The following is a 26,308-nucleotide window of genomic DNA, read 5'->3' as shown; positions in this document are numbered from 1 at the left end:
AAAGACGAAGGCGGCCGTCATACTCCGTTCTTCAAAGGCTACCGTCCACAGTTCTACTTCCGTACAACTGACGTGACCGGTACTATCGAACTGCCAGAAGGCGTTGAGATGGTAATGCCAGGCGACAACATCAAGATGGTTGTGACTCTGATCCACCCAATCGCGATGGACGACGGTCTGCGTTTCGCAATCCGTGAAGGCGGCCGTACCGTTGGCGCGGGCGTTGTTGCTAAAGTTCTGGGCTAATTAATTATCCCCGAATAAAAAAAGGACGCTTCGGCGTCCTTTTTTGTTTTCTACCACTCAGGTACTGTCACAAAATTACGCATTTTTTGCCTGCTCCCGCCCCGTATTGTGGCGTTTGTGCTATTGTAATCATAACCATTCTCACTTACACTTTGCGCGTAATTTGAACGGGAGTCTCTATGTACGTTTGTTTATGTAATGGTGTAAGCGACAAGAAAATACGTCAGGCCGTTCGTCAGTTTCAGCCTCAGTCATTTCAGCAGCTACGCAAATTTGTTCCGGTGGGAAATCAATGCGGTAAATGTGTACGTGCTGCGCGAGAGATCATGCAGGACGAATTGATGCAGATCCCGGAATACAAAGAGATCGCGTAAGCGCCCATCTTTTTTTTGACATCCCTGTAGCCCGATCTACGCTTCAATGAGTGGAAGCGGAGGGACTATATAATGAAAGGTGATGTTAAAATCATAAGTTATCTCAATAAATTATTGGGAAATGAGCTTGTCGCAATTAACCAGTACTTTCTTCACGCGAGAATGTTCAAAAACTGGGGGCTTAAACGTCTGAACGACGTTGAGTACCATGAATCGATCGATGAAATGAAGCACGCTGATAAATATATCGAGCGTATTTTATTCCTTGAAGGTATTCCAAACCTGCAGGATCTCGGAAAGCTGGGCATCGGAGAAGATGTCGAAGAGATGCTACGTTCCGACCTCAGGCTGGAGCTTGAAGGCGCCAAAGATCTCCGTGAAGCCATTGCCTATGCTGACAGCGTACATGACTACGTCAGTCGCGATATGATGATCCAGATCCTGGCCGATGAAGAAGGCCATATTGACTGGCTGGAAACGGAGCTGGATCTGATTGCTAAAATCGGTCTGCAGAACTACCTTCAGTCGCAGATTAAAGTGGAAGAGTAACCACCGTCTTCCAGCCTACGCATAAACCCGCTGCTGCCAGAAATGGCCCAAAAGGCAGTGGGTTTTTTAATGCTCCCTTATCGCCGGTGAGTAACGAAAACACAAGAATGCTAAGTAGCGCCATAAGCGCAGCGAGTAACGCCAGCGTTGGCAGTATGCACCAGCCATGCCACGCACCAAGCGCCGCCAGGTATTTTACATCGCCGTATCCCATCCCTTCACGCCGGCAGATAAACCGATATCCCCAGTAAATAACGGCAAAGCCGACATATCCAGCCATCGCACCCACCACTGCACTTGGCAGAAAATCAGGTTGGACACAGAGCTGGAAGAGCAAGCCCGCCCATAGCAGCGGGCAGAGAAATTTATCGGGAAGCAGTCCGTAGCGAATATCCGCATGTACAAGAAAGGCAGTCAGCGAAAAATAGATCAGCAAAAAGGGGAGGGTGGTTAACATGGCAAGGCCTCAAAGGGGTTTGAGCGCATCCTCGCTATAATCGGCCTGGTCGGCAATCTATAAAAACGACACTTGCGTAGGGGCTCGAGACAAAGCCTTGAGAAGGGATACATTGCGTAAAAAGTTGCGCGCCCTTACGCATACTGCGCCTCTGGCGCTTAATTTCTAAACGGCACTTGCGTCTTGTCCAGATTTACGTATAATGCGCGGGCTTGTCGTAATTGACGGCGGGTTCAATCAGAACCAGAGTAGCTCATTTTGTTACTCAACAATGCTCCCAATTGGGGAGCTACGTAAGAACGGTTACACTCTCCCATCAATCGTAATGGGTTTGAGGAGTAATCATTTTCGTTTATAAAATAATTGGAGCTCTGGTCTCATGCAGAACCAAAGAATCCGTATCCGCCTTAAAGCGTTTGATCATCGTCTGATCGATCAATCAACCGCGGAAATCGTCGAGACTGCTAAGCGCACTGGTGCGCAAGTCCGTGGTCCGATCCCGCTGCCGACCCGCAAAGAGCGCTTCACCGTTCTGATCTCTCCGCACGTCAACAAAGACGCGCGCGATCAGTACGAAATCCGCACTCACAAGCGTCTGGTTGACATCGTTGAGCCAACTGAGAAAACCGTTGATGCTCTGATGCGTCTGGATCTGGCTGCCGGTGTAGACGTGCAGATCAGCCTGGGTTAATCAGGTCATCGAGCGATTGAGAGGTTGAAACAATGATTGGTTTAGTCGGTAAAAAAGTGGGTATGACCCGCATCTTCACTGAAGATGGCGTTTCTATCCCAGTAACCGTAATCGAAGTTGAAGCAAACCGCGTTACTCAGGTTAAAGATCTGGCTAACGATGGCTACCGCGCTATTCAGGTTACCACTGGTGCTAAAAAAGCTAACCGTGTAACCAAACCAGAAGCGGGTCACTTCGCTAAAGCTGGCGTAGAAGCTGGCCGTGGTCTGTGGGAATTCCGTCTTGCTGAAGGCGAAGAGTTCACCGTAGGTCAGGACATTAGCGTTGAGCTGTTTGCTGACGTTAAAAAAGTTGACGTAACCGGTACCTCTAAAGGTAAAGGTTTTGCTGGTACCGTTAAGCGCTGGAACTTCCGTACCCAGGACGCTACCCACGGTAACTCCTTGTCTCACCGCGTTCCGGGTTCTATCGGTCAGAACCAGACTCCGGGCAAAGTGTTCAAAGGCAAGAAAATGGCAGGTCAGCTGGGTAACGAACGTGTAACCGTTCAGAGCCTGGACGTAGTACGTGTTGACGCTGAGCGCAACCTGCTGCTGGTTAAAGGTGCGGTCCCGGGTGCAACCGGTAGCGACCTGATCGTTAAACCAGCTGTGAAGGCGTAAGGGGATAGCAATGGAATTAGTATTGAAAGACGCGCAGAGCGCGCTGACTGTTTCCGAAACTACCTTCGGTCGTGATTTCAACGAAGCGCTGGTTCACCAGGTTGTTGTTGCTTATGCAGCTGGTGCTCGTCAGGGTACTCGTGCTCAGAAGACTCGTGCTGAAGTAACTGGTTCTGGCAAAAAGCCATGGCGCCAGAAAGGTACCGGCCGTGCGCGTTCAGGTTCTATCAAGAGCCCGATCTGGCGTTCAGGTGGCGTGACCTTCGCTGCGCGTCCACAGGACCACAGTCAAAAAGTTAACAAAAAGATGTACCGCGGCGCGCTGAAAAGCATCCTGTCCGAACTGGTACGTCAGGATCGTCTGATCGTTGTCGAGAAGTTCTCTGTTGAAGCGCCTAAAACTAAGCTGCTGGCACAGAAACTGAAAGACATGGCTCTGGAAGATGTGCTGATCATCACCGGTGAGCTGGACGAGAACCTGTTCCTGGCCGCACGTAACCTGCACAAGGTTGACGTACGCGATGCGACTGGTATCGACCCGGTTAGCCTGATCGCCTTCGACAAAGTCGTAATGACTGCTGATGCTGTTAAGCAAGTTGAGGAGATGCTGGCATGATTCGTGAAGAACGTCTGCTGAAGGTGCTTCGCGCACCGCACGTTTCTGAAAAAGCGTCTACTGCGATGGAAAAAACAAACACCATCGTTCTCAAAGTTGCTAAAGACGCGACCAAAGCAGAGATCAAAGCTGCTGTGCAGAAACTGTTTGAAGTCGAAGTCGAAGTCGTTAACACCCTGGTAGTTAAAGGGAAAGTTAAACGTCACGGACAGCGTATCGGTCGTCGTAGCGACTGGAAAAAAGCTTACGTCACCCTTAAAGAAGGCCAGAACCTGGACTTCGTTGGCGGCGCTGAGTAAGTCGGAGGAGTAATACAATGGCAGTTGTTAAATGTAAACCGACATCTCCGGGTCGTCGCCACGTAGTTAAAGTGGTTAACCCTGAGCTGCACAAGGGCAAACCTTTTGCTCCGTTGCTGGAAAAAAACAGCAAATCCGGTGGTCGTAACAACAATGGCCGTATCACCACTCGTCACATCGGTGGTGGCCACAAGCAGGCTTATCGTATTGTTGACTTCAAACGCAACAAAGACGGTATCCCAGCAGTTGTTGAACGTCTTGAGTACGATCCGAACCGTTCCGCGAACATCGCGCTGGTTCTGTACAAAGACGGCGAACGCCGTTACATCCTGGCCCCTAAAGGCCTGAAAGCTGGCGACCAGATTCAGTCTGGCGTTGATGCTGCAATCAAAGCAGGCAACACCCTGCCGATGCGCAATATCCCGGTTGGTTCTACCGTTCATAACGTAGAAATGAAACCAGGTAAAGGCGGTCAGCTGGCACGTTCCGCTGGTACTTACGTTCAGATCGTTGCTCGTGATGGTGCTTATGTCACCCTGCGTCTGCGTTCTGGTGAAATGCGTAAAGTCGAAGCAGACTGCCGCGCTACTCTGGGCGAAGTTGGCAATGCTGAGCATATGCTGCGCGTTCTGGGTAAAGCAGGTGCTGCACGCTGGCGTGGTGTTCGTCCTACCGTTCGCGGTACTGCGATGAACCCAGTCGACCACCCACATGGTGGTGGTGAAGGTCGTAACTTTGGTAAGCACCCGGTAACTCCGTGGGGCGTTCAGACCAAAGGTAAGAAGACCCGCAGCAACAAGCGTACTGATAAATTTATCGTACGTCGCCGTAGCAAATAATTTTAGAGGATAAGCCATGCCACGTTCTCTCAAGAAAGGTCCTTTTATTGACCTGCACTTGCTGAAGAAGGTAGAGAAAGCGGTGGAAAGCGGAGACAAGAAGCCCCTGCGCACTTGGTCCCGTCGTTCAACGATCTTTCCTAACATGATCGGTTTGACCATCGCTGTCCATAATGGTCGTCAGCACGTTCCAGTCTTTGTTACCGACGAAATGGTTGGTCACAAACTGGGTGAATTCGCACCGACTCGTACTTATCGCGGCCACGCTGCTGATAAAAAAGCGAAGAAGAAATAAGGTAGGAGGAAGAGATGGAAACTTTAGCTCAACATCGCCATGCTCGTTCTTCTGCTCAGAAGGTTCGCCTTGTTGCTGACCTGATTCGCGGTAAGAAAGTGTCGCAGGCCCTGGACATCCTGACCTATACCAACAAGAAAGCTGCGGTATTGGTCAAGAAAGTACTGGAATCTGCCATTGCTAACGCTGAACACAACGATGGCGCTGACATCGACGATCTGAAAGTCGCGAAAATTTTCGTAGATGAAGGCCCAAGCATGAAGCGCATTATGCCGCGTGCGAAAGGTCGTGCAGATCGCATCCTGAAGCGCACCAGCCACATTACTGTGGTTGTGTCCGATCGCTGAGACTCTGGAGACTAGCAATGGGTCAGAAAGTACATCCTAATGGTATTCGCCTGGGTATTGTAAAACCATGGAACTCTACCTGGTTTGCGAACACCAAAGAATTCGCTGACAACCTGGACAGCGATTTTAAAGTACGTCAGTACCTGACTAAGGAACTGGCTAAAGCGTCTGTATCTCGTATCGTTATCGAGCGTCCAGCGAAGAGCATCCGTGTGACTATTCACACTGCTCGTCCTGGCATCGTTATCGGTAAGAAAGGCGAAGACGTAGAAAAACTGCGCAAGGTCGTAGCGGATATCGCTGGCGTTCCTGCACAGATCAATATCGCTGAAGTTCGTAAGCCTGAACTGGACGCTAAATTGGTTGCTGACAGCATCACTTCACAGCTGGAACGTCGTGTTATGTTCCGTCGTGCTATGAAGCGTGCTGTACAGAACGCAATGCGTCTGGGCGCTAAAGGTATCAAAGTTGAAGTTAGCGGCCGTCTGGGCGGCGCGGAAATCGCACGTACCGAATGGTACCGCGAAGGTCGCGTACCGCTGCACACTCTGCGTGCTGACATCGACTACAACACCTCTGAAGCGCACACCACTTACGGTGTAATCGGCGTTAAGGTATGGATCTTCAAAGGTGAGATCCTGGGTGGTATGGCTGCTGTTGAACAACCGGAAAAACCGGCTGCTCAACCTAAAAAGCAGCAGCGTAAAGGCCGTAAATAAGGAGCGTCGCTGATGTTACAACCAAAGCGTACAAAATTCCGTAAAGTGCACAAAGGCCGCAACCGTGGTCTGGCGCAGGGTACGGATGTTAGCTTCGGCACTTTCGGTCTGAAAGCTGTTGGCCGTGGTCGTCTGACTGCACGTCAGATCGAAGCAGCACGTCGTGCAATGACCCGTGCAGTTAAGCGTCAAGGTAAGATCTGGATCCGTGTATTCCCGGACAAACCGATCACCGAGAAGCCACTGGAAGTTCGTATGGGTAAAGGTAAAGGTAACGTGGAGTACTGGGTTGCCTTGATCCAACCGGGCAAAGTCCTGTATGAAATGGACGGTGTTCCGGAAGAGCTGGCCCGTGAAGCCTTCGGCCTGGCAGCAGCGAAACTGCCTATCAAAACCACCTTTGTAACTAAGACGGTGATGTAATGAAAGCAAAAGAGCTGCGTGAAAAAAGCGTTGAAGAGCTGAACGCTGAGCTGCTGAACCTGCTGCGTGAGCAGTTCAACCTGCGTATGCAGGCTGCAAGTGGCCAGCTGCAACAGACTCACCTGCTGAAGCAAGTGCGTCGTAATGTTGCACGCGTTAAGACTTTACTGACTCAGAAGGCGGGTGCGTAATGACCGATAAAATCCGTACTCTGCAAGGTCGTGTTGTTAGCGACAAAATGGAGAAATCCATTGTTGTAGCTATCGAACGTATTGTGAAACACCCGATCTACGGTAAATTCATCAAGCGTACGACCAAACTGCACGTACATGACGAGAACAACGAATGTGGTATCGGCGACAAGGTTGAAATCCGTGAATGCCGTCCACTGTCCAAGACTAAGTCCTGGACGCTGGTTCGCGTTGTAGAGAAAGCGGTTCTGTAATACAGTACGCCTTCTCAATACGAATAAACGGCTCAGCGATGAGCCGTTTATTTTTTCTACCCATATTGCAGAAGCGGTGTTATAATGCCGCGCCCTCGATATGGGGCTTTTTAACGGCTCTGATTTTAGAGTCTCAGGTAGTAGTTGACATTAGCGGAGCACTAAAATGATCCAAGAACAGACTATGCTGAACGTCGCCGACAACTCCGGTGCACGTCGCGTAATGTGTATCAAGGTTCTGGGTGGCTCGCACCGTCGCTACGCAGGCGTAGGCGACATCATCAAGATCACCATCAAGGAAGCAATTCCACGTGGTAAGGTCAAAAAAGGTGATGTGCTGAAGGCGGTAGTGGTGCGCACCAAGAAGGGTGTTCGTCGCCCTGACGGTTCTGTCATTCGCTTCGATGGTAATGCATGCGTTATTTTAAACAATAACAGCGAGCAGCCTATCGGCACGCGTATCTTTGGGCCGGTAACTCGTGAACTTCGTACTGAGAAGTTCATGAAAATTATCTCTCTGGCACCAGAAGTACTCTAAGGAGCGAATCATGGCAGCGAAAATCCGTCGTGATGACGAAGTTATCGTGTTAACCGGTAAAGATAAAGGTAAACGCGGTAAAGTAAAAAATGTTCTGTCTTCCGGCAAACTTGTCGTTGAAGGTATCAACCTGGTTAAGAAACATCAGAAGCCGGTTCCGGCCCTGAACCAACCAGGTGGCATCGTTGAAAAAGAAGCTGCTATTCAGGTTTCTAACGTTGCAATCTTCAATGCGGCTACCGGCAAGGCTGACCGTGTAGGCTTTAGATTCGAAGACGGCAAAAAAGTCCGTTTCTTCAAGTCTAACAGCGAAACTATCAAGTAATTTGGAGTAGTACGATGGCGAAACTGCATGATTACTACAAAGACGAAGTAGTTAACAAACTCATGACTGAGTTTAACTACAATTCTGTCATGCAAGTCCCTCGGGTCGAGAAGATCACCCTGAACATGGGTGTTGGTGAAGCGATCGCTGACAAGAAACTGCTGGATAACGCAGCAGCTGACCTGACAGCAATCTCCGGTCAAAAACCGCTGATCACCAAAGCACGCAAATCTGTTGCAGGCTTCAAAATCCGTCAGGGCTATCCGATCGGCTGTAAAGTAACTCTGCGTGGCGAACGCATGTGGGAGTTCTTTGAGCGCCTGATCACTATTGCTGTTCCACGTATCCGTGACTTCCGTGGCTTGTCCGCTAAGTCTTTCGACGGTCGTGGTAACTACAGCATGGGTGTCCGTGAGCAGATCATCTTCCCAGAAATCGACTACGATAAAGTCGACCGCGTGCGTGGTTTGGATATTACCATTACCACTACTGCGAAATCTGACGAAGAAGGCCGTGCTCTGCTGGCTGCCTTTGACTTCCCGTTCCGCAAGTAAGGTAGGGTTACTGAATGGCTAAGCAATCAATGAAAGCACGCGAAGTAAAGCGCGTAGCTTTAGCTGATAAATTCTTCGCTAAACGCGCTGAACTGAAAGCGATCATTTCTGATGTGAACGCTTCCGACGAAGATCGTTGGAATGCGGTTCTCAAGCTGCAGTCTCTGCCGCGTGATTCCAGCCCGTCTCGTCAGCGTAACCGCTGTCGTCAAACAGGTCGTCCACATGGTTATGTGGGCAAGTTTGGGTTGAGCCGTATCAAACTGCGTGAAGCCGCCATGCGCGGTGAAGTGCCAGGCTTGAAAAAGGCTAGCTGGTAATTACCAATTGAATCACGGGAGTAAAGACAGATGAGCATGCAAGATCCGATCGCGGATATGCTGACCCGTATCCGTAACGGTCAGGCCGCGAACAAAGTTGCGGTCACCATGCCTTCCGCCAAGCTGAAAGTGGCAATTGCCAACGTGCTGAAGGAAGAAGGTTTTATCGAAGATTTTAAAGTTGAAGGCGACACCAAGCCGGAACTGGAACTTACTCTTAAGTATTTCCAGGGTAAAGCTGTTGTAGAAAGCATTCAGCGTGTCAGCCGCCCAGGCCTGCGCATCTATAAGAAAAAAGATGAGCTGCCAAAAGTTATGGCTGGTCTTGGTATCGCAGTTGTTTCTACCTCTAAAGGTGTTATGACTGATCGTGCAGCGCGCCAGGCTGGTCTTGGTGGCGAAATTATCTGCTACGTAGCCTAATCGGAGGAAAGAATGTCTCGTGTTGCTAAAGCACCGGTCGTTATTCCTGCCGGCGTTGATGTAAAAATCGACGGTCAGGTTATTACGATCAAAGGTAAAAACGGCGAGCTGACTCGTACCCTCAACAAAGCTGTTGAAGTTAAACATGCAGATAACGCTCTGACCTTCGGTCCACGTGATGGTTTCGTGGATGGATGGGCTCAGGCTGGTACCGCGCGTGCCCTGCTGAACTCAATGGTTGTTGGTGTTACCGAAGGCTTCACTAAAAAGCTTCAGCTGGTTGGTGTAGGTTATCGTGCAGCTATCAAAGGGAATGCAGTAGGCCTGTCTCTGGGCTTCTCACACCCTGTTGAGCATCCGCTGCCGGCCGGTATCACTGCAGAATGTCCGACTCAAACTGAAATCGTGCTGAAAGGCGCTGATAAACAGCTGATCGGTCAGGTTGCAGCAGATCTGCGCGCCTACCGTCGTCCTGAGCCTTACAAAGGCAAGGGTGTTCGTTACGCCGACGAAGTCGTGCGTACCAAAGAGGCTAAGAAGAAGTAAGGTAACACTATGGATAAGAAATCTGCTCGTATCCGTCGTGCGACCCGCGCACGCCGCAAGCTCAAAGAGCTGGGTGCAACTCGCCTGGTGGTACATCGTACCCCGCGTCATATTTACGCACAGGTAATTGCACCGAACGGTTCTGAAGTTCTGGTAGCTGCTTCTACTGTAGAAAAAGCTATCTCAGAACAATTGAAGTACACCGGTAACAAAGACGCCGCTGCAGCTGTAGGTAAAGCTGTTGCTGAACGCGCTCTGGAAAAAGGCATCAGCAATGTTTCCTTTGACCGTTCCGGGTTCCAATATCATGGTCGTGTCCAGGCACTGGCAGATGCTGCCCGTGAAGCTGGCCTTCAGTTCTAAGGTAGAGGTGTAAGATGGCTCACATCGAAAAACAGGCTGGCGAACTGCAGGAAAAGCTGATCGCGGTAAACCGCGTATCTAAAACCGTTAAAGGTGGTCGTATTTTCTCCTTCACAGCTTTGACTGTAGTAGGCGATGGTAACGGTCGCGTTGGTTTTGGTTACGGTAAAGCGCGTGAAGTTCCAGCAGCGATCCAGAAAGCGATGGAAAAAGCCCGTCGCAATATGATTAACGTCGCGCTGAACAACGGTACCCTGCAACACCCAGTTAAAGGTGTTCACACGGGTTCTCGTGTATTCATGCAGCCAGCTTCAGAAGGTACCGGTATCATCGCCGGTGGTGCAATGCGCGCCGTTCTGGAAGTTGCTGGGGTTCATAACGTTCTGGCCAAAGCATATGGTTCCACCAACCCGATCAACGTGGTTCGTGCAACTATTGATGGCCTGGAAAATATGAATTCTCCAGAAATGGTCGCTGCCAAGCGTGGTAAATCCGTTGAAGAAATTCTGGGGTAATTGACCATGGCAAAGACTATTAAAATCACTCAAACCCGCAGTGCAATCGGTCGTCTGCCGAAACACAAGGCAACGCTGCTTGGCCTGGGTCTGCGTCGTATTGGTCATACCGTTGAGCGCGAGGATACTCCTGCTGTTCGTGGTATGGTCAACGCGGTTTACTTCATGGTTAAAGTTGAGGAGTAAGAGATGCGTTTAAATACTCTGTCTCCGGCCGAAGGCTCTAAAAAGGCGGGTAAACGCCTGGGTCGTGGTATCGGTTCTGGCCTCGGCAAAACCGGTGGTCGTGGTCACAAAGGTCAGAACTCTCGTTCTGGCGGTGGCGTACGTCGCGGTTTCGAGGGTGGCCAGATGCCACTGTACCGTCGTCTGCCGAAGTTCGGCTTCACCTCTCGCAAAGCAGCGATCACAGCGGAAATCCGTCTGTCTGACCTGGCGAAAGTTGAAGGCGGCGTTGTAGACCTGAACACGCTGAAAGCAGCAAACATTATCGGTATCCAGATCGAGTTCGCGAAAGTGATCCTGGCTGGTGAAGTTTCTACTCCGGTAACCGTTCGTGGCCTGCGTGTTACTAAAGGTGCTCGTGCTGCTATCGAAGCTGCTGGCGGTAAAATTGAGGAATAAGTAGCAGATGGCTAAGCAACCGGGATTAGATTTTCAAAGTGCCAAAGGTGGATTTGGCGAGCTGAAACGCAGACTGCTGTTTGTTATCGGCGCGCTGATTGTGTTCCGTATTGGCTCTTTTATTCCGATCCCTGGTATCGATGCCGCTGTACTTGCCAAACTGCTTGAGCAACAGCGAGGCACCATCATTGAAATGTTCAACATGTTCTCTGGTGGTGCTCTCAGCCGTGCTTCTATCTTTGCATTGGGTATTATGCCGTACATTTCGGCATCTATTATTATCCAGCTGCTGACGGTCGTTCATCCGGCCCTGGCAGAGTTGAAGAAAGAAGGGGAGTCTGGACGTCGTAAGATTAGTCAGTACACCCGTTACGGTACTCTGGTGCTGGCAATATTCCAGTCGATCGGTATTGCTACCGGTCTGCCGAATATGCCTGGTATGCAGGGCCTGGTGTTAAACCCGGGCTTTGCATTCTACTTCACCGCTGTTGTAAGTCTGGTCACAGGGACTATGTTCCTGATGTGGCTCGGCGAACAGATTACTGAGCGTGGTATCGGTAACGGTATCTCTATCATTATCTTCGCCGGTATTGTTGCGGGCCTCCCGCCAGCCATCGCCCATACTATCGAGCAAGCGCGTCAAGGCGACCTGCACTTCCTCCTGTTGCTGTTGGTTGCAGTATTAGTATTTGCAGTGACGTTCTTTGTTGTCTTCGTTGAACGTGGTCAACGCCGCATTGTGGTGAACTACGCTAAACGTCAGCAGGGTCGTCGTGTCTATGCTGCACAGAGCACACATTTACCGCTGAAAGTGAACATGGCGGGGGTTATCCCGGCTATCTTCGCTTCCAGTATTATTCTGTTCCCGGCGACCATCGCGTCATGGTTCGGGGGCGGTACTGGTTGGAACTGGCTGACAACAATTTCGCTGTATTTGCAGCCTGGGCAACCACTTTATGTGTTACTCTATGCGTCTGCGATCATCTTCTTCTGTTTCTTCTACACGGCGTTGGTCTTCAACCCGCGTGAAACAGCAGATAACCTGAAGAAGTCCGGTGCATTTGTACCAGGAATTCGTCCGGGAGAGCAAACGGCGAAGTATATCGATAAAGTAATGACTCGCCTGACTTTGGTTGGTGCGCTTTATATTACTTTTATCTGCCTGATCCCGGAGTTCATGCGTGATGCAATGAAAGTACCGTTCTACTTCGGTGGGACCTCACTGCTTATCGTTGTTGTCGTGATTATGGACTTTATGGCTCAAGTGCAAACTCTGATGATGTCCAGTCAGTATGAGTCTGCATTGAAGAAGGCGAATCTGAAAGGCTACGGCCGCTAAATGGTCGCCTGAGAAGTTACGGAGAGTAAAAATGAAAGTTCGTGCTTCCGTCAAGAAATTATGCCGTAACTGCAAAATCGTTAAGCGTGATGGTGTCATCCGTGTGATTTGCAGTGCCGAGCCGAAGCATAAACAGCGCCAAGGCTGATTATTTCGCATATTTTTCTTGCAAAGTTGGGTTGAGCTGGCTAGATTAGCCAGCCAATCTTTTGTATGTCTGTACGTTTCCATTTGAGTATCCTGAAAACGGGCTTTTCAGCATGGTGCGTACATATTAAATAGTAGGAGTGCATAGTGGCCCGTATAGCAGGCATTAACATTCCTGATCAGAAACATGCTGTGATCGCATTAACTTCGATCTACGGCGTCGGCAAGACCCGTTCTAAAGCCATTCTGGCTGCAGCGGGTATCGCTGAAGATGTTAAGATCAGTGAGCTGTCTGAAGAACAAATCGACACGCTGCGTGACGAAGTTGCCAAATTTGTCGTTGAAGGTGATCTGCGCCGTGAAATCAGCATGAGCATCAAGCGCCTGATGGATCTTGGTTGCTATCGCGGTTTGCGTCATCGTCGTGGTCTGCCAGTGCGCGGTCAGCGTACTAAGACCAACGCACGTACCCGTAAGGGTCCGCGCAAACCGATCAAGAAATAATCGGGGTGATTGAATAATGGCAAAGGCACCAGTTCGTGCACGTAAACGTGTAAGAAAACAAGTCTCTGACGGCGTGGCTCATATCCATGCTTCTTTCAACAACACCATCGTTACTATTACTGATCGTCAGGGTAACGCATTGGGTTGGGCAACAGCCGGTGGTTCCGGTTTCCGTGGTTCTCGCAAATCCACTCCGTTCGCAGCTCAGGTTGCAGCAGAGCGTTGCGCAGAAGCCGTAAAAGAATACGGCATCAAGAATCTGGAAGTTATGGTTAAAGGTCCGGGTCCGGGTCGTGAATCTACTGTTCGCGCTCTGAACGCCGCTGGTTTCCGCATCACGAATATTACTGATGTGACTCCGATCCCTCATAACGGTTGTCGTCCGCCGAAAAAACGTCGCGTATAACGCTCCGTTTTTTAGGTTAGTTGGAGATAGAAAATGGCAAGATATTTGGGTCCTAAGCTCAAGCTGAGCCGTCGTGAGGGCACCGACTTATTCCTTAAGTCTGGCGTTCGCGCGATCGATACCAAGTGTAAAATTGAACAAGCTCCTGGCCAGCACGGTGCGCGTAAACCGCGTCTGTCTGACTATGGTGTGCAGTTGCGTGAAAAGCAAAAAGTTCGCCGTATGTACGGTGTGCTGGAGCGTCAGTTCCGTAACTACTATAAAGAAGCAGCACGTCTGAAAGGCAACACAGGTGAAAACCTGCTGGCTCTGCTGGAAGGTCGTCTGGACAACGTTGTATACCGTATGGGCTTCGGCGCTACTCGTGCTGAATCACGTCAGCTGGTTAGCCACAAAGCAATCATGGTAAACGGTCGTGTTGTTAACATCGCTTCTTATCAGGTTAAAGCGAATGACGTTGTTAGCATTCGTGAGAAAGCGAAAAAGCAATCTCGCGTGAAGGCCGCTCTGGAGCTGGCTGAGCAGCGTGAAAAGCCAACCTGGCTGGAAGTTGATGCTGGCAAGATGGAAGGTACGTTCAAGCGTCAGCCAGAACGTTCTGATCTGTCTGCGGACATTAACGAACACCTGATCGTCGAGCTTTACTCCAAGTAAAGCTTAGTACCAAAGAGAGGACACAATGCAGGGTTCTGTGACAGAGTTTCTAAAACCGCGCCTGGTAGATATCGAGCAAGTGAGTTCGACGCACGCCAAGGTGACCCTTGAGCCTTTAGAGCGTGGCTTTGGCCATACTCTGGGTAACGCACTGCGCCGTATTCTGCTCTCATCGATGCCGGGTTGCGCGGTGACCGAGGTTGAGATTGATGGTGTACTTCATGAGTACAGCACCAAAGAAGGCGTTCAGGAAGATATCCTTGAAATCCTGCTCAACCTGAAAGGGCTGGCGGTGAGAGTTCAGGGTAAAGATGAAGTTATTCTTACTCTGAATAAATCTGGCATTGGCCCTGTGACTGCAGCCGACATCACCCATGACGGTGATGTTGAAATCGTCAAGCCGCAGCACGTGATCTGCCACCTGACCGATGAGAACGCAGCTATTAGCATGCGTATCAAAGTTCAGCGCGGTCGTGGTTATGTGCCGGCTTCTGCCCGAATTCATTCGGAAGAAGATGAGCGCCCAATCGGCCGTCTGCTGGTCGACGCATGCTATAGCCCTGTAGAGCGTATTGCCTACAATGTTGAAGCAGCGCGTGTAGAACAGCGTACCGACCTGGACAAGCTGGTCATCGAAATGGAAACCAACGGCACAATCGATCCTGAAGAGGCGATTCGTCGTGCGGCAACCATCCTGGCAGAACAACTGGAAGCTTTCGTTGACTTACGTGATGTACGTCAGCCGGAAGTGAAAGAAGAGAAACCAGAATTCGATCCGATCCTGCTGCGCCCTGTTGACGATCTCGAGTTGACTGTCCGCTCTGCTAACTGCCTCAAGGCAGAAGCTATCCACTATATCGGTGATCTGGTACAGCGTACCGAGGTTGAGTTGCTGAAAACGCCGAACCTGGGTAAAAAATCTCTTACTGAGATTAAAGACGTGCTGGCTTCACGTGGTCTGTCTCTGGGCATGCGCCTGGAAAACTGGCCACCGGCAAGCATTGCTGACGAGTAACCGGATCACAGGTTAAGGTTTTACTGAGAAGGATAAGGTCATGCGCCATCGTAAGAGTGGTCGTCAACTGAACCGCAACAGCAGCCATCGCCAGGCTATGTTCCGCAACATGGCAGGTTCACTGGTTCGTCATGAGATCATCAAGACGACCCTGCCTAAAGCGAAAGAGCTGCGTCGCGTAGTTGAGCCGCTGATTACTCTTGCCAAGACTGACAGCGTTGCTAATCGTCGTCTGGCATTCGCCCGTACTCGTGATAACGAGATCGTGGCAAAACTGTTTAACGAACTGGGCCCGCGTTTCGCGAGCCGTGCCGGTGGTTACACTCGCATTCTGAAGTGTGGTTTCCGTGCAGGCGACAACGCGCCGATGGCTTACATCGAGCTGGTTGATCGTTCAGAGAAAGCAGAAGCTGCTGCAGAGTAATCTGCAGTAACGTAAAAAAACCCGCTCCGGCGGGTTTTTTTATATCCGCGATATCCCCACTTCTCTACAATGTCTGTATCAATTCTGTTCAATCCTTGGAGCTGGTAATGTGGTTGCTCGACCAGTGGGCAGAACGCCATATTCGCGATGCCCAAAAAAAAGGTGAATTCGACGATCTCCCGGGAAGCGGCGAACCCCTTGCGCTTGACGATGATTCGCACATCGCGCCTGAACTACGGGCTGGATACCGTTTGCTGAAAAATGCGGGCTGTCTCCCCCCGGAGCTCGAACAGCGCAGAGAAGCTGTTGAACTGGCCGATCTTCTCAAAGAGATCCGCCATGACGATCCACGACATTCTGAACTTAGCCGCCGTCTCGCCCTGCTTGAACTCAAGCTGCGTCAGGCTGGGATGAACACTAATTTTCTTCACGGTGAATACGGTGAAAGATTGATGCAGAAAATAAGCGAGGAGTAGTTATGTACCGCATCGGTGAACTTGCGAAGCTTGCGAACGTTACGCCGGATACCATCCGATATTACGAAAAGCAACAGATGATCGATCATGAAGTTCGGACTGAAGGAGGCTTTCGCCTTTATACCGATAACGATCTGCAGCGCCTGCGGTTTATTCGTTATGCGCGTCAGCTCGGTTTCACGCTGGATTCGATCCGCGAGTTATTATCGATCCGCATCGATCCGGAACATCACACCTGCCAGGAATCTAAAAGCATCGTGCAGGCCCGGCTGGATGAAGTCGAAGCGCGTATACAGGAACTGCAAACCATGCAGCGCTCTCTGCAAAGGCTGAATGATGCCTGCTGCGGTACGGCACACAGCAGCATTTATTGTTCAATCCTCGAAGCCCTTGAACAGGGAGCGAGTGGAGAAACGCAGGGCTGTTGATTTTTAGTTCAACCGGGTCTAGACTCCCGTCGTCATAAACCCTGCTCTGGAGACATTATGAGCCGCTATCAGCACACGAAAGGACAAATTAAAGATAATGCCATTGAGGCGTTACTTCACGACCCGTTATTCAGGCAGCGCGTTGAGAAGAATAAAAAAGGGAAAGGAAGTTATCTGCGTAAAGACAAACATGAAAAACGGGGTAACTGGGAGGCCAGTGGCAAGCAAGCGAATCGCTTATTTGCCACTGGCCTTCCTGCTTTTATCTATTGATTAGACGCGGTTATTCTGCTCTTTTAACAGATCGCGGATCTCACTTAACAGCACTTCTTCTTTCGTTGGCGCAGGTGCTGCAGCCGGCTCTTCTTTTTTACGGTTGAGCCTGTTGATCAGCTTGATGGCCATAAATATGGCAAATGCGACAATCACAAAATCAAATACGTTCTGAATAAATACGCCGTAGTGCATCACGACTGCCGGGACATCACCCTGCGCTTCACGCAGCGTGAAAGCGAACTGTTTGAAATCAATGCCGCCGATTAACAACCCTAAGGGTGGCATGATAATGTCGGCCACTAATGATGAAACAATTTTGCCGAATGCCGCACCAATAATGACACCCACTGCCAAATCCACCACGTTCCCGCGCATCGCAAATTCGCGAAATTCTTTAATAAAACTCATTGTTCTCTCCTTGTGCCAGCTGACGAGTTTAAGTTTAACAAATCATTAGCCAATTGCCATTCGGGATAATTAAACATTATGAAAAATAAAAGGCACAGAAATGAAAAGGATAAAGTAAGGGTGCTCTTTCTCGAGCACCCAATTCTTTAAAGGAAGAATGGACTTGGCTGGAATAAACGTTCGACGTCGGTAATAAACTTTTTATCGGTTAGGAACATAATAACGTGATCGCCTTGCTCAATCCGTAAATTATCATTGGCAATCATGACATCATTCCCGCGCACAACGGCGCCGATAATCGTGCCTGGTGGCAGTTTAATTTCGTCGATCGAGCGGCCGACGACGCGTGACGTCGTTTCATCTCCATGAGCCACGGCTTCAATGGCTTCCGCTACGCCACGGCGGAGCGATGACACTCCGACAATATCCGCTTTACGAACATGGCTTAGAAGCGCGGAAATTGTCGCCTGCTGAGGGGAAATGGCAATATCAATAACGCTGCCCTGAACCAGATCGACATACGCCTTGCGCTGAATAAGCACCATGACTTTTTTAGCCCCCATGCGCTTCGCGAGCATGGCGGACATTATATTCGCCTCGTCGTCGTTGGTGACGGCAATAAAGAGATCAACCTGATCGATATGCTCTTCAGCCAGCAACTCCTGATCCGACGCATCACCATAAAATACAATCGTATTTTGCAGTTTTTCCGCCAGTTCAGCAGCACGCTGTTGATCGCGCTCGATCAACTTAACGCTGTAATCTTTTTCCAGCCGATGTGCCAGACCGGCACCGATATTGCCGCCGCCGACCAGCATAATGCGTTTATAGGGTTTTTCGAGACGCTGAAGTTCACTCATCACCGCACGAATATGCTGTGAGGCCGCAATAAAGAAGACCTCATCACCGGCTTCGACAATCGTGGAGCCTTGCGGGCGAATGGGCCTGTCGTGACGGAAAATGGCTGCGACGCGCGTATCAATATGCGGCATGTGCTCGCGCATGGTGGAAAGCGCATTGCCGATCAATGGTCCACCATAATAGGCCTTAACCACTGCCAGGCTCACTTTACCCTCGGCAAAGTTCACCACCTGCAGGGCGCCCGGATATTCGATCAGGCGATAGATATTGTCGATAACCAGCTGTTCTGGCGCGATGAGGTGGTCAATGGGGACTGCTTCGGAATTAAACAGTTTTTCAGCATCGCGAACATAGTCCGGAGAGCGAATACGCGCAATTCGGTTTGGCGTGTTGAAAAGCGAGTAGGCCACCTGACAGGCCACCATATTAGTTTCGTCAGAACTGGTTACCGCAACCAGCATGTCGGCATCGTCAGCGCCCGCCTCACGAAGGACACGCGGGTGCGAACCATGGCCCTGCACAACGCGCAGATCAAATTTGTCCTGCAAAACTCGCAGGCGATCGCCGTTGGTATCCACGATGGTGATGTCGTTGTTTTCGCCAACCAGGTTTTCCGCCAGCGTTCCGCCAACCTGTCCTGCGCCCAGAATGATAATCTTCATATCTCGTGACCTGTTCTCAACATCACTCTTTGATTAGCTTAGCGTAAAAGAAGCCATCACCCTCTTCTGTACCCGGCAGATTCTGCTGACCCGGGAGTTCAGGCGTTCCCGTATCGCGCAGCGCCGCGTCCGGGGTACGTTTAAGGAAGGCCGCGATTTGCTGGCTGTTTTCTTCCGGCAGTACGGAGCAGGTTGCATACACCAGCGTGCCGCCGGGCTTGAGATGCGGCCAAATGGCGTCGAGAATGTCGGATTGCAGTTGAGCAAGTTCCTTAATATCACGATCGCGGCGTAGCCACTTGATGTCCGGATGACGACGAATAACGCCGGTTGCAGAGCAGGGGGCATCCAGCAAAATGCGATCGAACTGGGTTTCACCACACCATTCTGAGGGTTTGCGTCCATCGCCTTGCTTAACCTGTGCCTTCATGCCCAGGCGCTTGAGGTTGTCATAGACGCGTGAAAGACGCTGCTCATCAACGTCCACCGCCATCACGCTGGCTTGCGGAGCCACTTCAAGAATATGCGTCGTTTTGCCCCCTGGTGCGGCGCAGAGATCGAGGATCTGCTCGCCGTTTCGGGGTTCAAGCCAGGTCATGCAACCCTGAGCCGAGGCATCCTGTACCGTTACCCAACCGTCTTCAAAGCCGGGCAATGCATGTACCGGTGCAGGCGATGCTAAGCGCACGGCATCAGGGTATGCGTCATGGGTGAAGCCGCTCATTCCAGCTTCTTCGAGTAATGCCAGCCATGCGTCACGGGTGTGGTGATTACGATTCACGCGTAACCACATTGGCGGACGCTGGTTGTTGGCATCGGCAATGTCCTGCCACTGCTGCGGATAAGCTTTTTTCAGGCGTTTCAACAGCCAGTCCGGATGCAGGAAGCGCGCGTCGTTTTGGGCAAATTCAGCCAGAAGCTCATCCTGCTGTCGCTGGAACTGACGCAATACGCCGTTAATCAGCCCTTTCAGCTGAGGACGTTTAATCGCAACGGCACCTTCCACCGTCTCTGCCAGCGCGGCGTGAGGTGGGATGCGGGTATGAAGAAGCTGATAAAAACCCACCATAATCAAATAATGTACGGTGCGCTGCTTGCCCGTCATTGGGCGTGACATCAGCTTATTAATCAGCCACTCAAGCTGAGAGAGTGTGCGCAGGACGCCAAAGCAGAGCTCCTGAAGCAGGGCTTTATCTTTATCAGAAACTTTTTGCTGCAGGGGAGGCAGGACGTTACTCAATGACTGGCCCTGCTCGATAACCTGCTCGACGGCCTGGGCCGCCAAACTGCGTAGATTTTGTTTTTTCATAACCGTAAAAATAAAAATGCCCGGAAACACCGGGCCTTAAGAATAAATTTGCTCAGGCAAGGCGATTGCCCGGGATAAACCATTCACGACGGGAATTTAACAGATCCTGAGCGCTCATGGCCTTCTTGCCGGCCGGTTGTAGCGATTCAAGATTCAAAATCCCTTGCGCAGTCGCCACCTGGATGCCGTTCTTGCTTGCATCAATAATCGTACCGGGTTCTTCCGTCGTCGCACCGCTAATGACGGAGGCCTTCCAGACTTTTACTGGCTGCTCATCAATCTCCAGCCAGCTCATTGGCCACGGATTAAAAGCGCGAATGCAGCGTTCAAGCTGAGCGGCTGAAAGGGACCAGTCGATACGCGCTTCTTCTTTGCTCAGCTTTTCGGCGTAGGTTACCAGCGCGTCATCCTGAACTTCCGGTTTTGCCGTATTGTCAGCAAGCTGCTGAAGCGTCTCGATGAGGCCTTGTGGGCCAAGGTCTGCCAGTTTGTCATACAGCGTGGCGCTGGTATCGTCTTGTGTAATGGGGCAGGCCAGTTTATACAGCATATCGCCGGTGTCTAAACCTACGTCCATCTTCATGATGGTAACGCCCGTTTCGGCATCACCTGCCCACAGCGAGCGCTGGATAGGTGCAGCACCACGCCAGCGCGGAAGCAGAGACCCATGCACATTGATGCAACCCAGGCGTGGCATATCAAGCACAGCTTTTGGCAGAATTAAACCGTAAGCCACCACCACCATTACGTCGGCATTCAGGTCAGCAACCAGCTGCTGATTTTCCTGCGGACGCAGCGATGCGGGCTGAAAAACGGGAAGCCCATGCTCTTCTGCCAGCACCTTGACCGGGCTCGGCATCAGTTTTTTGCCGCGACCTGCCGGGCGGTCCGGCTGGGTAAAGACGCCAACAACCTGATGACCAGAAGATAACAGCGCGTCAAGATGACGCGCTGCAAAATCAGGGGTTCCCGCGAAGATAATACGTAGTGTTTTAGACACGATGATCCTTGTATCCGGGGGGACGTTATGCGCGAGAACGCAAACGATCCAGTTTTTCTACTTTCTGACGAATACGCTGCTGTTTCAGCGGCGAGAGATAATCGATAAACAGTTTACCGACCAGGTGATCCATCTCATGCTGAATACAAATTGCCAGCAGGTCGTCTGCTTCCAGTTCGAATGGATTACCGTCACGATCCAGGGCGCGAATTTTCACCTTTTCAGCTCGCGGCACTAACGCACGCTGTTCAGGAATAGACAGACAGCCTTCCTCAATACCGGTTTCGCCACTCTTTTCGAGCAGCTCAGGGTTGATCAGCACCAGGCGGCCATCGCGATTTTCAGAAACATCAATCACGATAATACGCTTGTGAATGTCCACCTGCGTCGCCGCAAGGCCAATGCCTTCTTCGGCGTACATGGTATCGAACATATCATCAACGATACGCTGGATTTCTGCATTCACTTCTTTGACCGGTTCAGCGACGATGCGAAGGCGCTCGTCCGGAATATGTAACACTTGCAAAACTGCCATAAATTTCCAGAGTCGTGTTCAGGAGTTGATAAGAATACTACCTCTATTCTAGACAAATCCCCCATCGATTGACAGCATCAGTGACCAATCGCAATGATTGCGGAGGCCGCTTATGGCAGGGGAAAGGATGACGTCTAACGAGATATGGCTACGGCTAATACACACTGGGTCGCTGTGTGGTGATGTAATGCTGGACGCGGCTGAGCGACTGCAGAAGCAGGAACACCTCAACGTGCTCGTGGCCAGAAACGCCGGGCTGACAGCGAAGCAGACTGAACGGTTCCTTGCACTCGATGAGAGTGAGCTGGAACGTAGCCTGATGTGGCTTGAGCAGCCGGGACATCATTTATTAACGGCCAACCATCCCCTTTATCCCCCATTGCTTCGCACGATCCCTGATTATCCCGGGGCGTTATTCATAAAAGGTAACCCTGAGGCGCTTAATACGGTTCAATTGGCAGTGGTCGGCAGTCGTGCGCCATCATGGTACGGCGAGCGATGGGGGAAAATCCTGTGCGAACAACTGTCACAAAGCGGTTTCACGATCACCAGCGGCCTGGCCTGCGGTATTGACGGTGTTGCCCACGGTGCTGCGCTGTCAGCTAAAGGACGAAGTGTCGCGGTGCTGGGGAACGGTCTTTTTAGCATTTATCCACGCCGACATCATGCATTGGCGATGCGGCTTATTGAATCTGACGGCGCGATAGTGTCTGAGTTTCCGCTCTCCGCGCAGCCCAGGCCGGCAAACTTTCCGCGTCGTAATCGAATCATCAGCGGGCTTAGCAAAGGCGTGCTGGTCGTTGAAGCGGCGCGCCGAAGCGGTTCGCTGGTCACGGCGCGATGCGCGCTCGAGCAGGGGAGAGAAGTCTTCGCCTTGCCTGGTCCGATAGGTAATCCAGGATGCGAGGGACCCCACTGGCTAATTAAGCAAGGGGCAACGCCGGTAACGGAAGTAGGAGATATTCTTGAAAATTTGCAGTATGGGTTGCAATGGCTGCAGGAAGATCCCGAAAAGCGACAATATTCATCAGATCAGGGAAAGGTGGCATTGCCATTTCCCAAGCTCCTGGCTAACGTAGGAGATGAGGTAACACCTGTTGACGTTGTCGCTGAACGTGCCGGCCAACCTGTGCCAGTAACGGTAGCACAGCTACTCGAACTGGAGTTAGCAGGGTGGATCGCAGCTGTACCCGGCGGCTATGTCCGATTAAGGAGGGCATGCCATGTTCGACGTACTGATGTATTTGTTTGAGACTTACATCCATAACGAAGCAGAAATGCGAGTGGATCAGGACAAATTGACACAGGATCTTACCGATGCGGGGTTTGAGCGGGAAGATATCTATAATGCGTTGATGTGGCTGGAAAAACTGGCTGATTATCAGGAAGGCCTCGCCGAACCGATGCAGCTTGCTTCTGACCCATTGTCAGTACGCATTTATACTGCGGAAGAGTGTGAAAGGCTGGACGCCAGCTGCCGGGGGTTCATCTTATTCCTTGAGCAGATTCAGGTGCTGAACCTCGAAACGAGAGAAATGGTGATAGAGCGCGTCATGGCGCTGGATACAGCAGAGTTTGAACTAGAAGATCTTAAGTGGGTGATCCTGATGGTTCTGTTTAATATCCCGGGCTGTGAAAACGCCTATCAGCAAATGGAAGAATTACTCTTTGAAGTGAATGAAGGTATGCTGCACTAATTCAATGTGCAGCACCAAGAGTTGTTATGGCCAAATCAGCACTATTCACGGTGCATAAAAACGAGCCCTGCCCGCAGTGCGGGGCTGAACTTGTTATTCGGTCCGGGAAACACGGCCCGTTTCTCGGTTGTTCACACTATCCGGAATGTGATTATGTTCGTCCCCTGAAAAGCCAGGCGGACGGACATATCGTTAAAATTCTGGAGGGTCAGTATTGCCCACTCTGCGGTGGTGAATTAGCCCTGCGGCAGGGGCGTTTCGGCATGTTTATTGGATGTAGCCGCTACCCGGAATGTGAGCATACGGAACAAATTGATAAGCCTGATGAAACGGCAATTGCGTGCCCACAGTGTCAGCGCGGTCAGTTGGTACAGCGCCGTTCCCGTTATGGTAAGACGTTCCATTCGTGCGATCGCTACCCTGAATGCCAGTTCGTTATCAATTTTAAACCGGTAGCGGGAACCTGCCCTCATTGCAATTATCCGCTACTTATAGAGAAGAAAACCGCGCAAGGCATGAAACGCTTCTGCGCCAGTAAACAATGTGGAAAGCCGGTTACGGCGGATCAAAATAGTGAATAATAACCTGCCATCAGGCTCCATTGCGCATGCTGTGGACGTACTGAAAAAAGAAGAAGTCATCGCCTATCCAACTGAAGCTGTTTTTGGAGTCGGTTGCGATCCTGACAGCGAGACGGCCGTGAGCCGACTGCTTGCCTTAAAACAAAGACCTGTCGAGAAAGGGCTGATTTTGATCGCTGCGAATTATGAGCAGCTTAAACCCTATATCGATGACTCCATGCTGACGCCGGCGCAGCGCGAGACTATCTTCTCTGCGTGGCCTGGCCCGGTGACCTTCGTTTTCCCGGCGCAGCCGACTACGCCTCGCTGGTTAACCGGACGTTTTGATTCCCTCGCCGTTCGCGTAACTGACCATCCGCTGGTGGTTGAGCTGTGTCTGGCATTTGGTAAACCGCTGGTCTCAACCAGCGCCAACCTGACCGGATTGCCACCTTGCCGGACAACCGAAGAAGTACTGGCGCAGTTCGGGAACGACTTCCCTGTCGCTGTCGGTGAAACGGGAGGGCGCCTGAACCCGTCTGAAATTCGCGACGCTTTGACCGGCGAACGTTTTCGCCAGGGGTAATCTCATGGAAACCTATGCTGTTTTTGGTAATCCGATTGCACACAGCAAGTCACCGTTGATTCATCAGCAATTTGCGAAGCAGCTGCAGATAAATCATCCCTATGGTCGCGTACTGGCACCGGTGGATGCATTTATTCCAACGCTGGAGGCTTTTTTCGCCGCGGGCGGTAAAGGCGCGAACGTGACGGTTCCTTTTAAAGAGGAAGCCTTCGAACGTGCGGATGAGCTGACCGAGCGTGCTTCACTGGCTGGTGCAGTCAATACCCTTAAACGGCTTGAGGATGGACGCCTTTTGGGTGACAACACCGACGGGATTGGTTTACTTAGCGATCTGGAACGACTTTCGTTTATTAAGCCCGGATTCCGGGTCCTACTGATTGGTGCGGGTGGCGCATCGCGGGGAGTACTGTTGCCTCTGCTTTCACTGGATTGTTCGGTGACGATTACCAACAGAACCTTTTCCCGTGCGGAAGCGCTGGCGGCGTTGTTTGCGCATACCGGCAGCTTGAGCGCGGCAGCGCTTGACGATCTCTCCGATCGTGAGTTCGATCTTGTCATCAATGCCACGTCCAGCGGCATCAATGGCGAGATCCCGGCAATTCCTGCTTCTCTGGTCAGCGCACATATGAACTTCTATGACATGTTTTATCAGAAAGGGAAGACGCCTTTCCTTGACTGGTGTGAACAACACGGCGCAAAGCAGTTAGCCGATGGACTGGGAATGCTGGTGGGTCAGGCTGCGCATGCGGTGCTGCTCTGGCATGGCGTGTTGCCTGCGGTCGAACCTGTCATTGAAAAGTTAAAGCAGGAGCTTTCGGCGTGAATCAGGCTATTCATTTTCCGGACAGAGAGAGCTGGGATGAGAGTAAGCAAGCGGTCTGTTTCCCGGTTCTGGTGCAGGGCATGCAACTGACCTGTGCCATTCATGGGGAAACGCTGTTGCGTCGTTTTGGCGGTTCAGATCCGATTGCGGTATTTTGCGAAAATCGCTGGGATCTGGAAGAGGAGGCCAGCGATTTAATTCGTGAACAGCAGGAAGACGATCAGGGCTGGATTTGGTTGTCCTGATCCAAATAGTCATTCTTCCATTTAACGTAGTTGCTCGCCGAGTATTTTAACCCTTCGATCTCTGCCTCCTTCAGGGGGCGGATCTGTTTTACCGGGCTTCCCAGGTAGAGATAGCCACTCTCCAGCCGTTTGTTCTGCGGGACCAGGCTACCGGCACCAATCATTACGTCATCTTCTACTATGACGCCATCCAGCAAAATTGACCCCATGCCAACAAGTACGCGATTCCCGATAGTACAGCCGTGAAGCATCACCTTATGGCCGACGGTAACCTCTTCTCCAATAATGAGGGGATTACCCTCCGGGTTATAGGAGGATTTATGCGTGACATGTAGAACGCTGCCATCCTGAATATTGGTACGGGCGCCAATCTCCACATAGTTAACATCTCCCCTGATAGCGACGAGCGGCCAGATGCTGACGTCATCGGCCATTCTGACATCGCCAATCACAACGCTGCTGGCATCGATCATCACGCGATCGCCTTTTTGGGGGAACAGATCTTTATAAGGACGTAATACTGCGGGCATATCTACCTCTAACAATGAACGCTATACAGAAGACTTTGATCATATTAATGGATCGCGGCAAGGCAAAATACGTCAATATTTAAGCAGATCGGGCGGGATTTCAGCGAAAAGCGCGGAAAATCAGCAGTCGGAAAAAAAGATCTAAAAAATACTTGTGCTAAAAAATGGGATCCCTATAATGCGCCTCCATCGACACGGCGGATGTGAATCACTTCACACAACAAGCGGTTCGACTGAAGAGAAAAAATCCTGA

The 26,308-nt window shown here is 51.0% G+C and carries 46 protein-coding genes and 1 pseudogene; 40 read left to right on the top strand and 7 right to left on the bottom strand.

Features of this window, described 5'->3' with window-relative positions:
• The 3 genes and pseudogenes from tuf to bfr form a co-directional block, all read left to right on the top strand.
• Positions 1 to 246 (top strand): annotated as a pseudogene (gene tuf / locus ACOTZB_RS22680) (elongation factor Tu); the annotation flags it as partial.
• 179 nt (positions 247 to 425) lie between these two features.
• On the top strand, positions 426 to 620 hold the full coding sequence (bfd, locus tag ACOTZB_RS22675; RefSeq protein WP_008503493.1) for a bacterioferritin-associated ferredoxin: 195 nt from the start codon (positions 426 to 428) through the stop codon (positions 618 to 620).
• A 72-nt stretch (positions 621 to 692) separates the two neighbouring features.
• Positions 693 to 1,169, top strand: a complete 477-nt coding sequence (bfr, locus tag ACOTZB_RS22670; RefSeq protein WP_008503492.1) for a bacterioferritin — start codon at positions 693 to 695, stop codon at positions 1,167 to 1,169.
• On the opposite strand, the gene ACOTZB_RS22665 is transcribed toward bfr, so the two are convergent.
• The gene (locus tag ACOTZB_RS22665) at positions 1,153 to 1,626 is read right to left on the bottom strand and encodes a prepilin peptidase (protein ID WP_045357920.1); all 474 of its coding nucleotides are present in this window, start codon (positions 1,624 to 1,626) and stop codon (positions 1,153 to 1,155) included. The two genes, bfr and ACOTZB_RS22665, sit on opposite strands and share 17 nt — an antisense overlap.
• Positions 1,627 to 2,005: 379 nt before the next feature.
• On the opposite strand from ACOTZB_RS22665, the gene rpsJ reads away from it, so the two are divergent.
• The 31 genes from rpsJ (at position 2,006) to ACOTZB_RS22510 (ending at position 16,836) form a co-directional block, all read left to right on the top strand.
• A complete protein-coding gene (gene rpsJ / locus ACOTZB_RS22660; protein ID WP_001181005.1) occupies positions 2,006 to 2,317 on the top strand; it encodes a 30S ribosomal protein S10 in 312 nt (103 codons plus the stop codon).
• 32 nt (positions 2,318 to 2,349) lie between these two features.
• Positions 2,350 to 2,979 carry a 50S ribosomal protein L3 gene (gene rplC / locus ACOTZB_RS22655; RefSeq protein WP_003863274.1) on the top strand — a complete coding sequence of 210 codons (630 nt, stop codon included), beginning with the start codon at positions 2,350 to 2,352 and terminating at the stop codon, positions 2,977 to 2,979.
• A gap of 10 nt (positions 2,980 to 2,989) precedes the next feature.
• Complete coding sequence (rplD, locus tag ACOTZB_RS22650; protein WP_000424395.1) at positions 2,990 to 3,595, top strand: 50S ribosomal protein L4; 606 nt, start codon at positions 2,990 to 2,992, stop codon at positions 3,593 to 3,595.
• Positions 3,592 to 3,894, top strand: coding sequence for a 50S ribosomal protein L23 (gene rplW, locus ACOTZB_RS22645; RefSeq protein ID WP_000617546.1), 303 nt, complete (start codon positions 3,592 to 3,594; stop codon positions 3,892 to 3,894). Before rplD ends, rplW begins: the two co-directional genes overlap by 4 nt.
• Before the next feature lie 17 nt (positions 3,895 to 3,911).
• The gene (gene rplB / locus ACOTZB_RS22640; RefSeq protein ID WP_000301859.1) at positions 3,912 to 4,733 is read left to right on the top strand and encodes a 50S ribosomal protein L2; all 822 of its coding nucleotides are present in this window, start codon (positions 3,912 to 3,914) and stop codon (positions 4,731 to 4,733) included.
• A 16-nt stretch (positions 4,734 to 4,749) separates the two neighbouring features.
• Complete coding sequence (gene rpsS / locus ACOTZB_RS22635) at positions 4,750 to 5,028, top strand: 30S ribosomal protein S19 (protein WP_001138117.1); 279 nt, start codon at positions 4,750 to 4,752, stop codon at positions 5,026 to 5,028.
• A 14-nt stretch (positions 5,029 to 5,042) separates the two neighbouring features.
• Positions 5,043 to 5,375, top strand: a complete 333-nt coding sequence (gene rplV, locus ACOTZB_RS22630; RefSeq protein ID WP_002919773.1) for a 50S ribosomal protein L22 — start codon at positions 5,043 to 5,045, stop codon at positions 5,373 to 5,375.
• A gap of 17 nt (positions 5,376 to 5,392) precedes the next feature.
• Positions 5,393 to 6,094, top strand: coding sequence for a 30S ribosomal protein S3 (gene rpsC / locus ACOTZB_RS22625; protein WP_000529945.1), 702 nt, complete (start codon positions 5,393 to 5,395; stop codon positions 6,092 to 6,094).
• 12 nt (positions 6,095 to 6,106) lie between these two features.
• Complete coding sequence (gene rplP, locus ACOTZB_RS22620) at positions 6,107 to 6,517, top strand: 50S ribosomal protein L16 (protein ID WP_002919759.1); 411 nt, start codon at positions 6,107 to 6,109, stop codon at positions 6,515 to 6,517.
• A complete protein-coding gene (gene rpmC / locus ACOTZB_RS22615) occupies positions 6,517 to 6,708 on the top strand; it encodes a 50S ribosomal protein L29 (RefSeq protein ID WP_003863282.1) in 192 nt (63 codons plus the stop codon). The genes rplP and rpmC overlap by 1 nt, the downstream gene beginning before the upstream one ends.
• On the top strand, positions 6,708 to 6,962 hold the full coding sequence (rpsQ, locus tag ACOTZB_RS22610; protein WP_008503489.1) for a 30S ribosomal protein S17: 255 nt from the start codon (positions 6,708 to 6,710) through the stop codon (positions 6,960 to 6,962). Before rpmC ends, rpsQ begins: the two co-directional genes overlap by 1 nt.
• A 166-nt stretch (positions 6,963 to 7,128) precedes the next feature.
• Positions 7,129 to 7,500 (top strand): 50S ribosomal protein L14, encoded by a 372-nt coding sequence (gene rplN, locus ACOTZB_RS22605; protein WP_002919748.1) that lies wholly within the window; start codon positions 7,129 to 7,131, stop codon positions 7,498 to 7,500.
• 10 nt (positions 7,501 to 7,510) lie between these two features.
• A complete protein-coding gene (gene rplX / locus ACOTZB_RS22600; RefSeq protein ID WP_003863287.1) occupies positions 7,511 to 7,825 on the top strand; it encodes a 50S ribosomal protein L24 in 315 nt (104 codons plus the stop codon).
• 14 nt (positions 7,826 to 7,839) lie between these two features.
• Positions 7,840 to 8,379: a 50S ribosomal protein L5 gene (rplE, locus tag ACOTZB_RS22595; RefSeq protein WP_001096206.1), complete on the top strand. Its 540-nt coding sequence runs from the start codon at positions 7,840 to 7,842 to the stop codon at positions 8,377 to 8,379.
• 14 nt (positions 8,380 to 8,393) lie between these two features.
• Entirely contained in the window at positions 8,394 to 8,699 is a 306-nt protein-coding gene (gene rpsN / locus ACOTZB_RS22590) for a 30S ribosomal protein S14 (protein WP_003863291.1), read from the top strand.
• Between the two features lie 30 nt (positions 8,700 to 8,729).
• Positions 8,730 to 9,122, top strand: coding sequence for a 30S ribosomal protein S8 (gene rpsH / locus ACOTZB_RS22585; RefSeq protein ID WP_006178918.1), 393 nt, complete (start codon positions 8,730 to 8,732; stop codon positions 9,120 to 9,122).
• 12 nt (positions 9,123 to 9,134) lie between these two features.
• The gene (gene rplF, locus ACOTZB_RS22580) at positions 9,135 to 9,668 is read left to right on the top strand and encodes a 50S ribosomal protein L6 (RefSeq protein WP_003863296.1); all 534 of its coding nucleotides are present in this window, start codon (positions 9,135 to 9,137) and stop codon (positions 9,666 to 9,668) included.
• A gap of 9 nt (positions 9,669 to 9,677) precedes the next feature.
• Positions 9,678 to 10,031 carry a 50S ribosomal protein L18 gene (gene rplR, locus ACOTZB_RS22575; protein ID WP_003863297.1) on the top strand — a complete coding sequence of 118 codons (354 nt, stop codon included), beginning with the start codon at positions 9,678 to 9,680 and terminating at the stop codon, positions 10,029 to 10,031.
• A gap of 14 nt (positions 10,032 to 10,045) precedes the next feature.
• Positions 10,046 to 10,546, top strand: coding sequence for a 30S ribosomal protein S5 (rpsE, locus tag ACOTZB_RS22570; RefSeq protein WP_003863299.1), 501 nt, complete (start codon positions 10,046 to 10,048; stop codon positions 10,544 to 10,546).
• 6 nt (positions 10,547 to 10,552) lie between these two features.
• Positions 10,553 to 10,732, top strand: coding sequence for a 50S ribosomal protein L30 (gene rpmD / locus ACOTZB_RS22565; RefSeq protein WP_003863301.1), 180 nt, complete (start codon positions 10,553 to 10,555; stop codon positions 10,730 to 10,732).
• Positions 10,733 to 10,735: 3 nt separating this feature from the next.
• Positions 10,736 to 11,170 carry a 50S ribosomal protein L15 gene (gene rplO, locus ACOTZB_RS22560; protein WP_003863304.1) on the top strand — a complete coding sequence of 145 codons (435 nt, stop codon included), beginning with the start codon at positions 10,736 to 10,738 and terminating at the stop codon, positions 11,168 to 11,170.
• Positions 11,171 to 11,177: 7 nt separating this feature from the next.
• Complete coding sequence (gene secY / locus ACOTZB_RS22555; protein ID WP_003863305.1) at positions 11,178 to 12,509, top strand: preprotein translocase subunit SecY; 1,332 nt, start codon at positions 11,178 to 11,180, stop codon at positions 12,507 to 12,509.
• Between the two features lie 31 nt (positions 12,510 to 12,540).
• On the top strand, positions 12,541 to 12,657 hold the full coding sequence (gene rpmJ / locus ACOTZB_RS22550; RefSeq protein ID WP_000868187.1) for a 50S ribosomal protein L36: 117 nt from the start codon (positions 12,541 to 12,543) through the stop codon (positions 12,655 to 12,657).
• Positions 12,658 to 12,803: 146 nt separating this feature from the next.
• Positions 12,804 to 13,160: a 30S ribosomal protein S13 gene (rpsM, locus tag ACOTZB_RS22545; protein WP_003863308.1), complete on the top strand. Its 357-nt coding sequence runs from the start codon at positions 12,804 to 12,806 to the stop codon at positions 13,158 to 13,160.
• A gap of 16 nt (positions 13,161 to 13,176) precedes the next feature.
• Complete coding sequence (gene rpsK / locus ACOTZB_RS22540) at positions 13,177 to 13,566, top strand: 30S ribosomal protein S11 (protein WP_003863312.1); 390 nt, start codon at positions 13,177 to 13,179, stop codon at positions 13,564 to 13,566.
• 33 nt (positions 13,567 to 13,599) lie between these two features.
• Entirely contained in the window at positions 13,600 to 14,220 is a 621-nt protein-coding gene (gene rpsD, locus ACOTZB_RS22535) for a 30S ribosomal protein S4 (RefSeq protein WP_004868345.1), read from the top strand.
• A gap of 25 nt (positions 14,221 to 14,245) precedes the next feature.
• The gene (locus tag ACOTZB_RS22530) at positions 14,246 to 15,235 is read left to right on the top strand and encodes a DNA-directed RNA polymerase subunit alpha (RefSeq protein ID WP_002919219.1); all 990 of its coding nucleotides are present in this window, start codon (positions 14,246 to 14,248) and stop codon (positions 15,233 to 15,235) included.
• Positions 15,236 to 15,275: 40 nt separating this feature from the next.
• A complete protein-coding gene (gene rplQ, locus ACOTZB_RS22525; RefSeq protein ID WP_001216368.1) occupies positions 15,276 to 15,659 on the top strand; it encodes a 50S ribosomal protein L17 in 384 nt (127 codons plus the stop codon).
• 107 nt (positions 15,660 to 15,766) lie between these two features.
• Positions 15,767 to 16,135 carry a DUF1992 domain-containing protein gene (locus ACOTZB_RS22520; RefSeq protein WP_059446350.1) on the top strand — a complete coding sequence of 123 codons (369 nt, stop codon included), beginning with the start codon at positions 15,767 to 15,769 and terminating at the stop codon, positions 16,133 to 16,135.
• Positions 16,136 to 16,137: 2 nt separating this feature from the next.
• Entirely contained in the window at positions 16,138 to 16,563 is a 426-nt protein-coding gene (zntR, locus tag ACOTZB_RS22515) for a Zn(2+)-responsive transcriptional regulator (RefSeq protein WP_029740638.1), read from the top strand.
• Between the two features lie 57 nt (positions 16,564 to 16,620).
• On the top strand, positions 16,621 to 16,836 hold the full coding sequence (locus ACOTZB_RS22510; protein WP_126331251.1) for an alternative ribosome-rescue factor A: 216 nt from the start codon (positions 16,621 to 16,623) through the stop codon (positions 16,834 to 16,836).
• Here the strand turns inward: ACOTZB_RS22510 and mscL are convergent, their stop codons facing one another.
• The 5 genes from mscL to def all read right to left on the bottom strand — a co-directional run bounded on the left by mscL (position 16,837) and on the right by def (position 21,614).
• The gene (gene mscL, locus ACOTZB_RS22505) at positions 16,837 to 17,247 is read right to left on the bottom strand and encodes a large-conductance mechanosensitive channel protein MscL (RefSeq protein ID WP_023309449.1); all 411 of its coding nucleotides are present in this window, start codon (positions 17,245 to 17,247) and stop codon (positions 16,837 to 16,839) included.
• A gap of 146 nt (positions 17,248 to 17,393) precedes the next feature.
• A complete protein-coding gene (gene trkA, locus ACOTZB_RS22500) occupies positions 17,394 to 18,770 on the bottom strand; it encodes a Trk system potassium transporter TrkA (protein WP_008503482.1) in 1,377 nt (458 codons plus the stop codon).
• A 22-nt stretch (positions 18,771 to 18,792) separates the two neighbouring features.
• Positions 18,793 to 20,079, bottom strand: a complete 1,287-nt coding sequence (gene rsmB / locus ACOTZB_RS22495; protein WP_421628547.1) for a 16S rRNA (cytosine(967)-C(5))-methyltransferase RsmB — start codon at positions 20,077 to 20,079, stop codon at positions 18,793 to 18,795.
• Positions 20,080 to 20,131: 52 nt separating this feature from the next.
• Complete coding sequence (gene fmt / locus ACOTZB_RS22490; RefSeq protein ID WP_193805211.1) at positions 20,132 to 21,079, bottom strand: methionyl-tRNA formyltransferase; 948 nt, start codon at positions 21,077 to 21,079, stop codon at positions 20,132 to 20,134.
• Between the two features lie 25 nt (positions 21,080 to 21,104).
• Entirely contained in the window at positions 21,105 to 21,614 is a 510-nt protein-coding gene (gene def, locus ACOTZB_RS22485; protein WP_008503479.1) for a peptide deformylase, read from the bottom strand.
• Positions 21,615 to 21,741: 127 nt separating this feature from the next.
• Here def and dprA point away from each other — a divergent pair, with 127 nt between their 5' ends.
• The 6 genes from dprA to ACOTZB_RS22455 are packed head-to-tail and all read left to right on the top strand — an operon-like array spanning position 21,742 to position 25,525.
• Positions 21,742 to 22,866 carry a DNA-protecting protein DprA gene (dprA, locus tag ACOTZB_RS22480; RefSeq protein WP_421628546.1) on the top strand — a complete coding sequence of 375 codons (1,125 nt, stop codon included), beginning with the start codon at positions 21,742 to 21,744 and terminating at the stop codon, positions 22,864 to 22,866.
• Complete coding sequence (gene smg / locus ACOTZB_RS22475; RefSeq protein WP_008503477.1) at positions 22,838 to 23,311, top strand: DUF494 family protein Smg; 474 nt, start codon at positions 22,838 to 22,840, stop codon at positions 23,309 to 23,311. Before dprA ends, smg begins: the two co-directional genes overlap by 29 nt.
• 26 nt (positions 23,312 to 23,337) lie before the next feature.
• On the top strand, positions 23,338 to 23,892 hold the full coding sequence (locus tag ACOTZB_RS22470; protein WP_023309445.1) for a type I DNA topoisomerase: 555 nt from the start codon (positions 23,338 to 23,340) through the stop codon (positions 23,890 to 23,892).
• Positions 23,885 to 24,457, top strand: a complete 573-nt coding sequence (gene tsaC, locus ACOTZB_RS22465; protein WP_033146781.1) for an L-threonylcarbamoyladenylate synthase type 1 TsaC — start codon at positions 23,885 to 23,887, stop codon at positions 24,455 to 24,457. Before ACOTZB_RS22470 ends, tsaC begins: the two co-directional genes overlap by 8 nt.
• Before the next feature lie 4 nt (positions 24,458 to 24,461).
• A complete protein-coding gene (aroE, locus tag ACOTZB_RS22460) occupies positions 24,462 to 25,280 on the top strand; it encodes a shikimate dehydrogenase (protein ID WP_421628545.1) in 819 nt (272 codons plus the stop codon).
• Entirely contained in the window at positions 25,277 to 25,525 is a 249-nt protein-coding gene (locus tag ACOTZB_RS22455; RefSeq protein ID WP_421628544.1) for a DUF1488 domain-containing protein, read from the top strand. Before aroE ends, ACOTZB_RS22455 begins: the two co-directional genes overlap by 4 nt.
• On the opposite strand, the gene ACOTZB_RS22450 is transcribed toward ACOTZB_RS22455, so the two are convergent.
• On the bottom strand, positions 25,501 to 26,055 hold the full coding sequence (locus ACOTZB_RS22450; protein ID WP_421628543.1) for a gamma carbonic anhydrase family protein: 555 nt from the start codon (positions 26,053 to 26,055) through the stop codon (positions 25,501 to 25,503). The genes ACOTZB_RS22455 and ACOTZB_RS22450 overlap by 25 nt on opposite strands.
• Between the last annotated feature and the right edge of the window lie 253 nt (positions 26,056 to 26,308).

The organism is Enterobacter cloacae complex sp. SHL020, from assembly GCF_049236945.1.
Classification (GTDB): Bacteria; Pseudomonadota; Gammaproteobacteria; order Enterobacterales; family Enterobacteriaceae; genus Enterobacter; species Enterobacter dykesii.
This window is presented reverse-complemented; position numbering and strand designations above follow the sequence as displayed.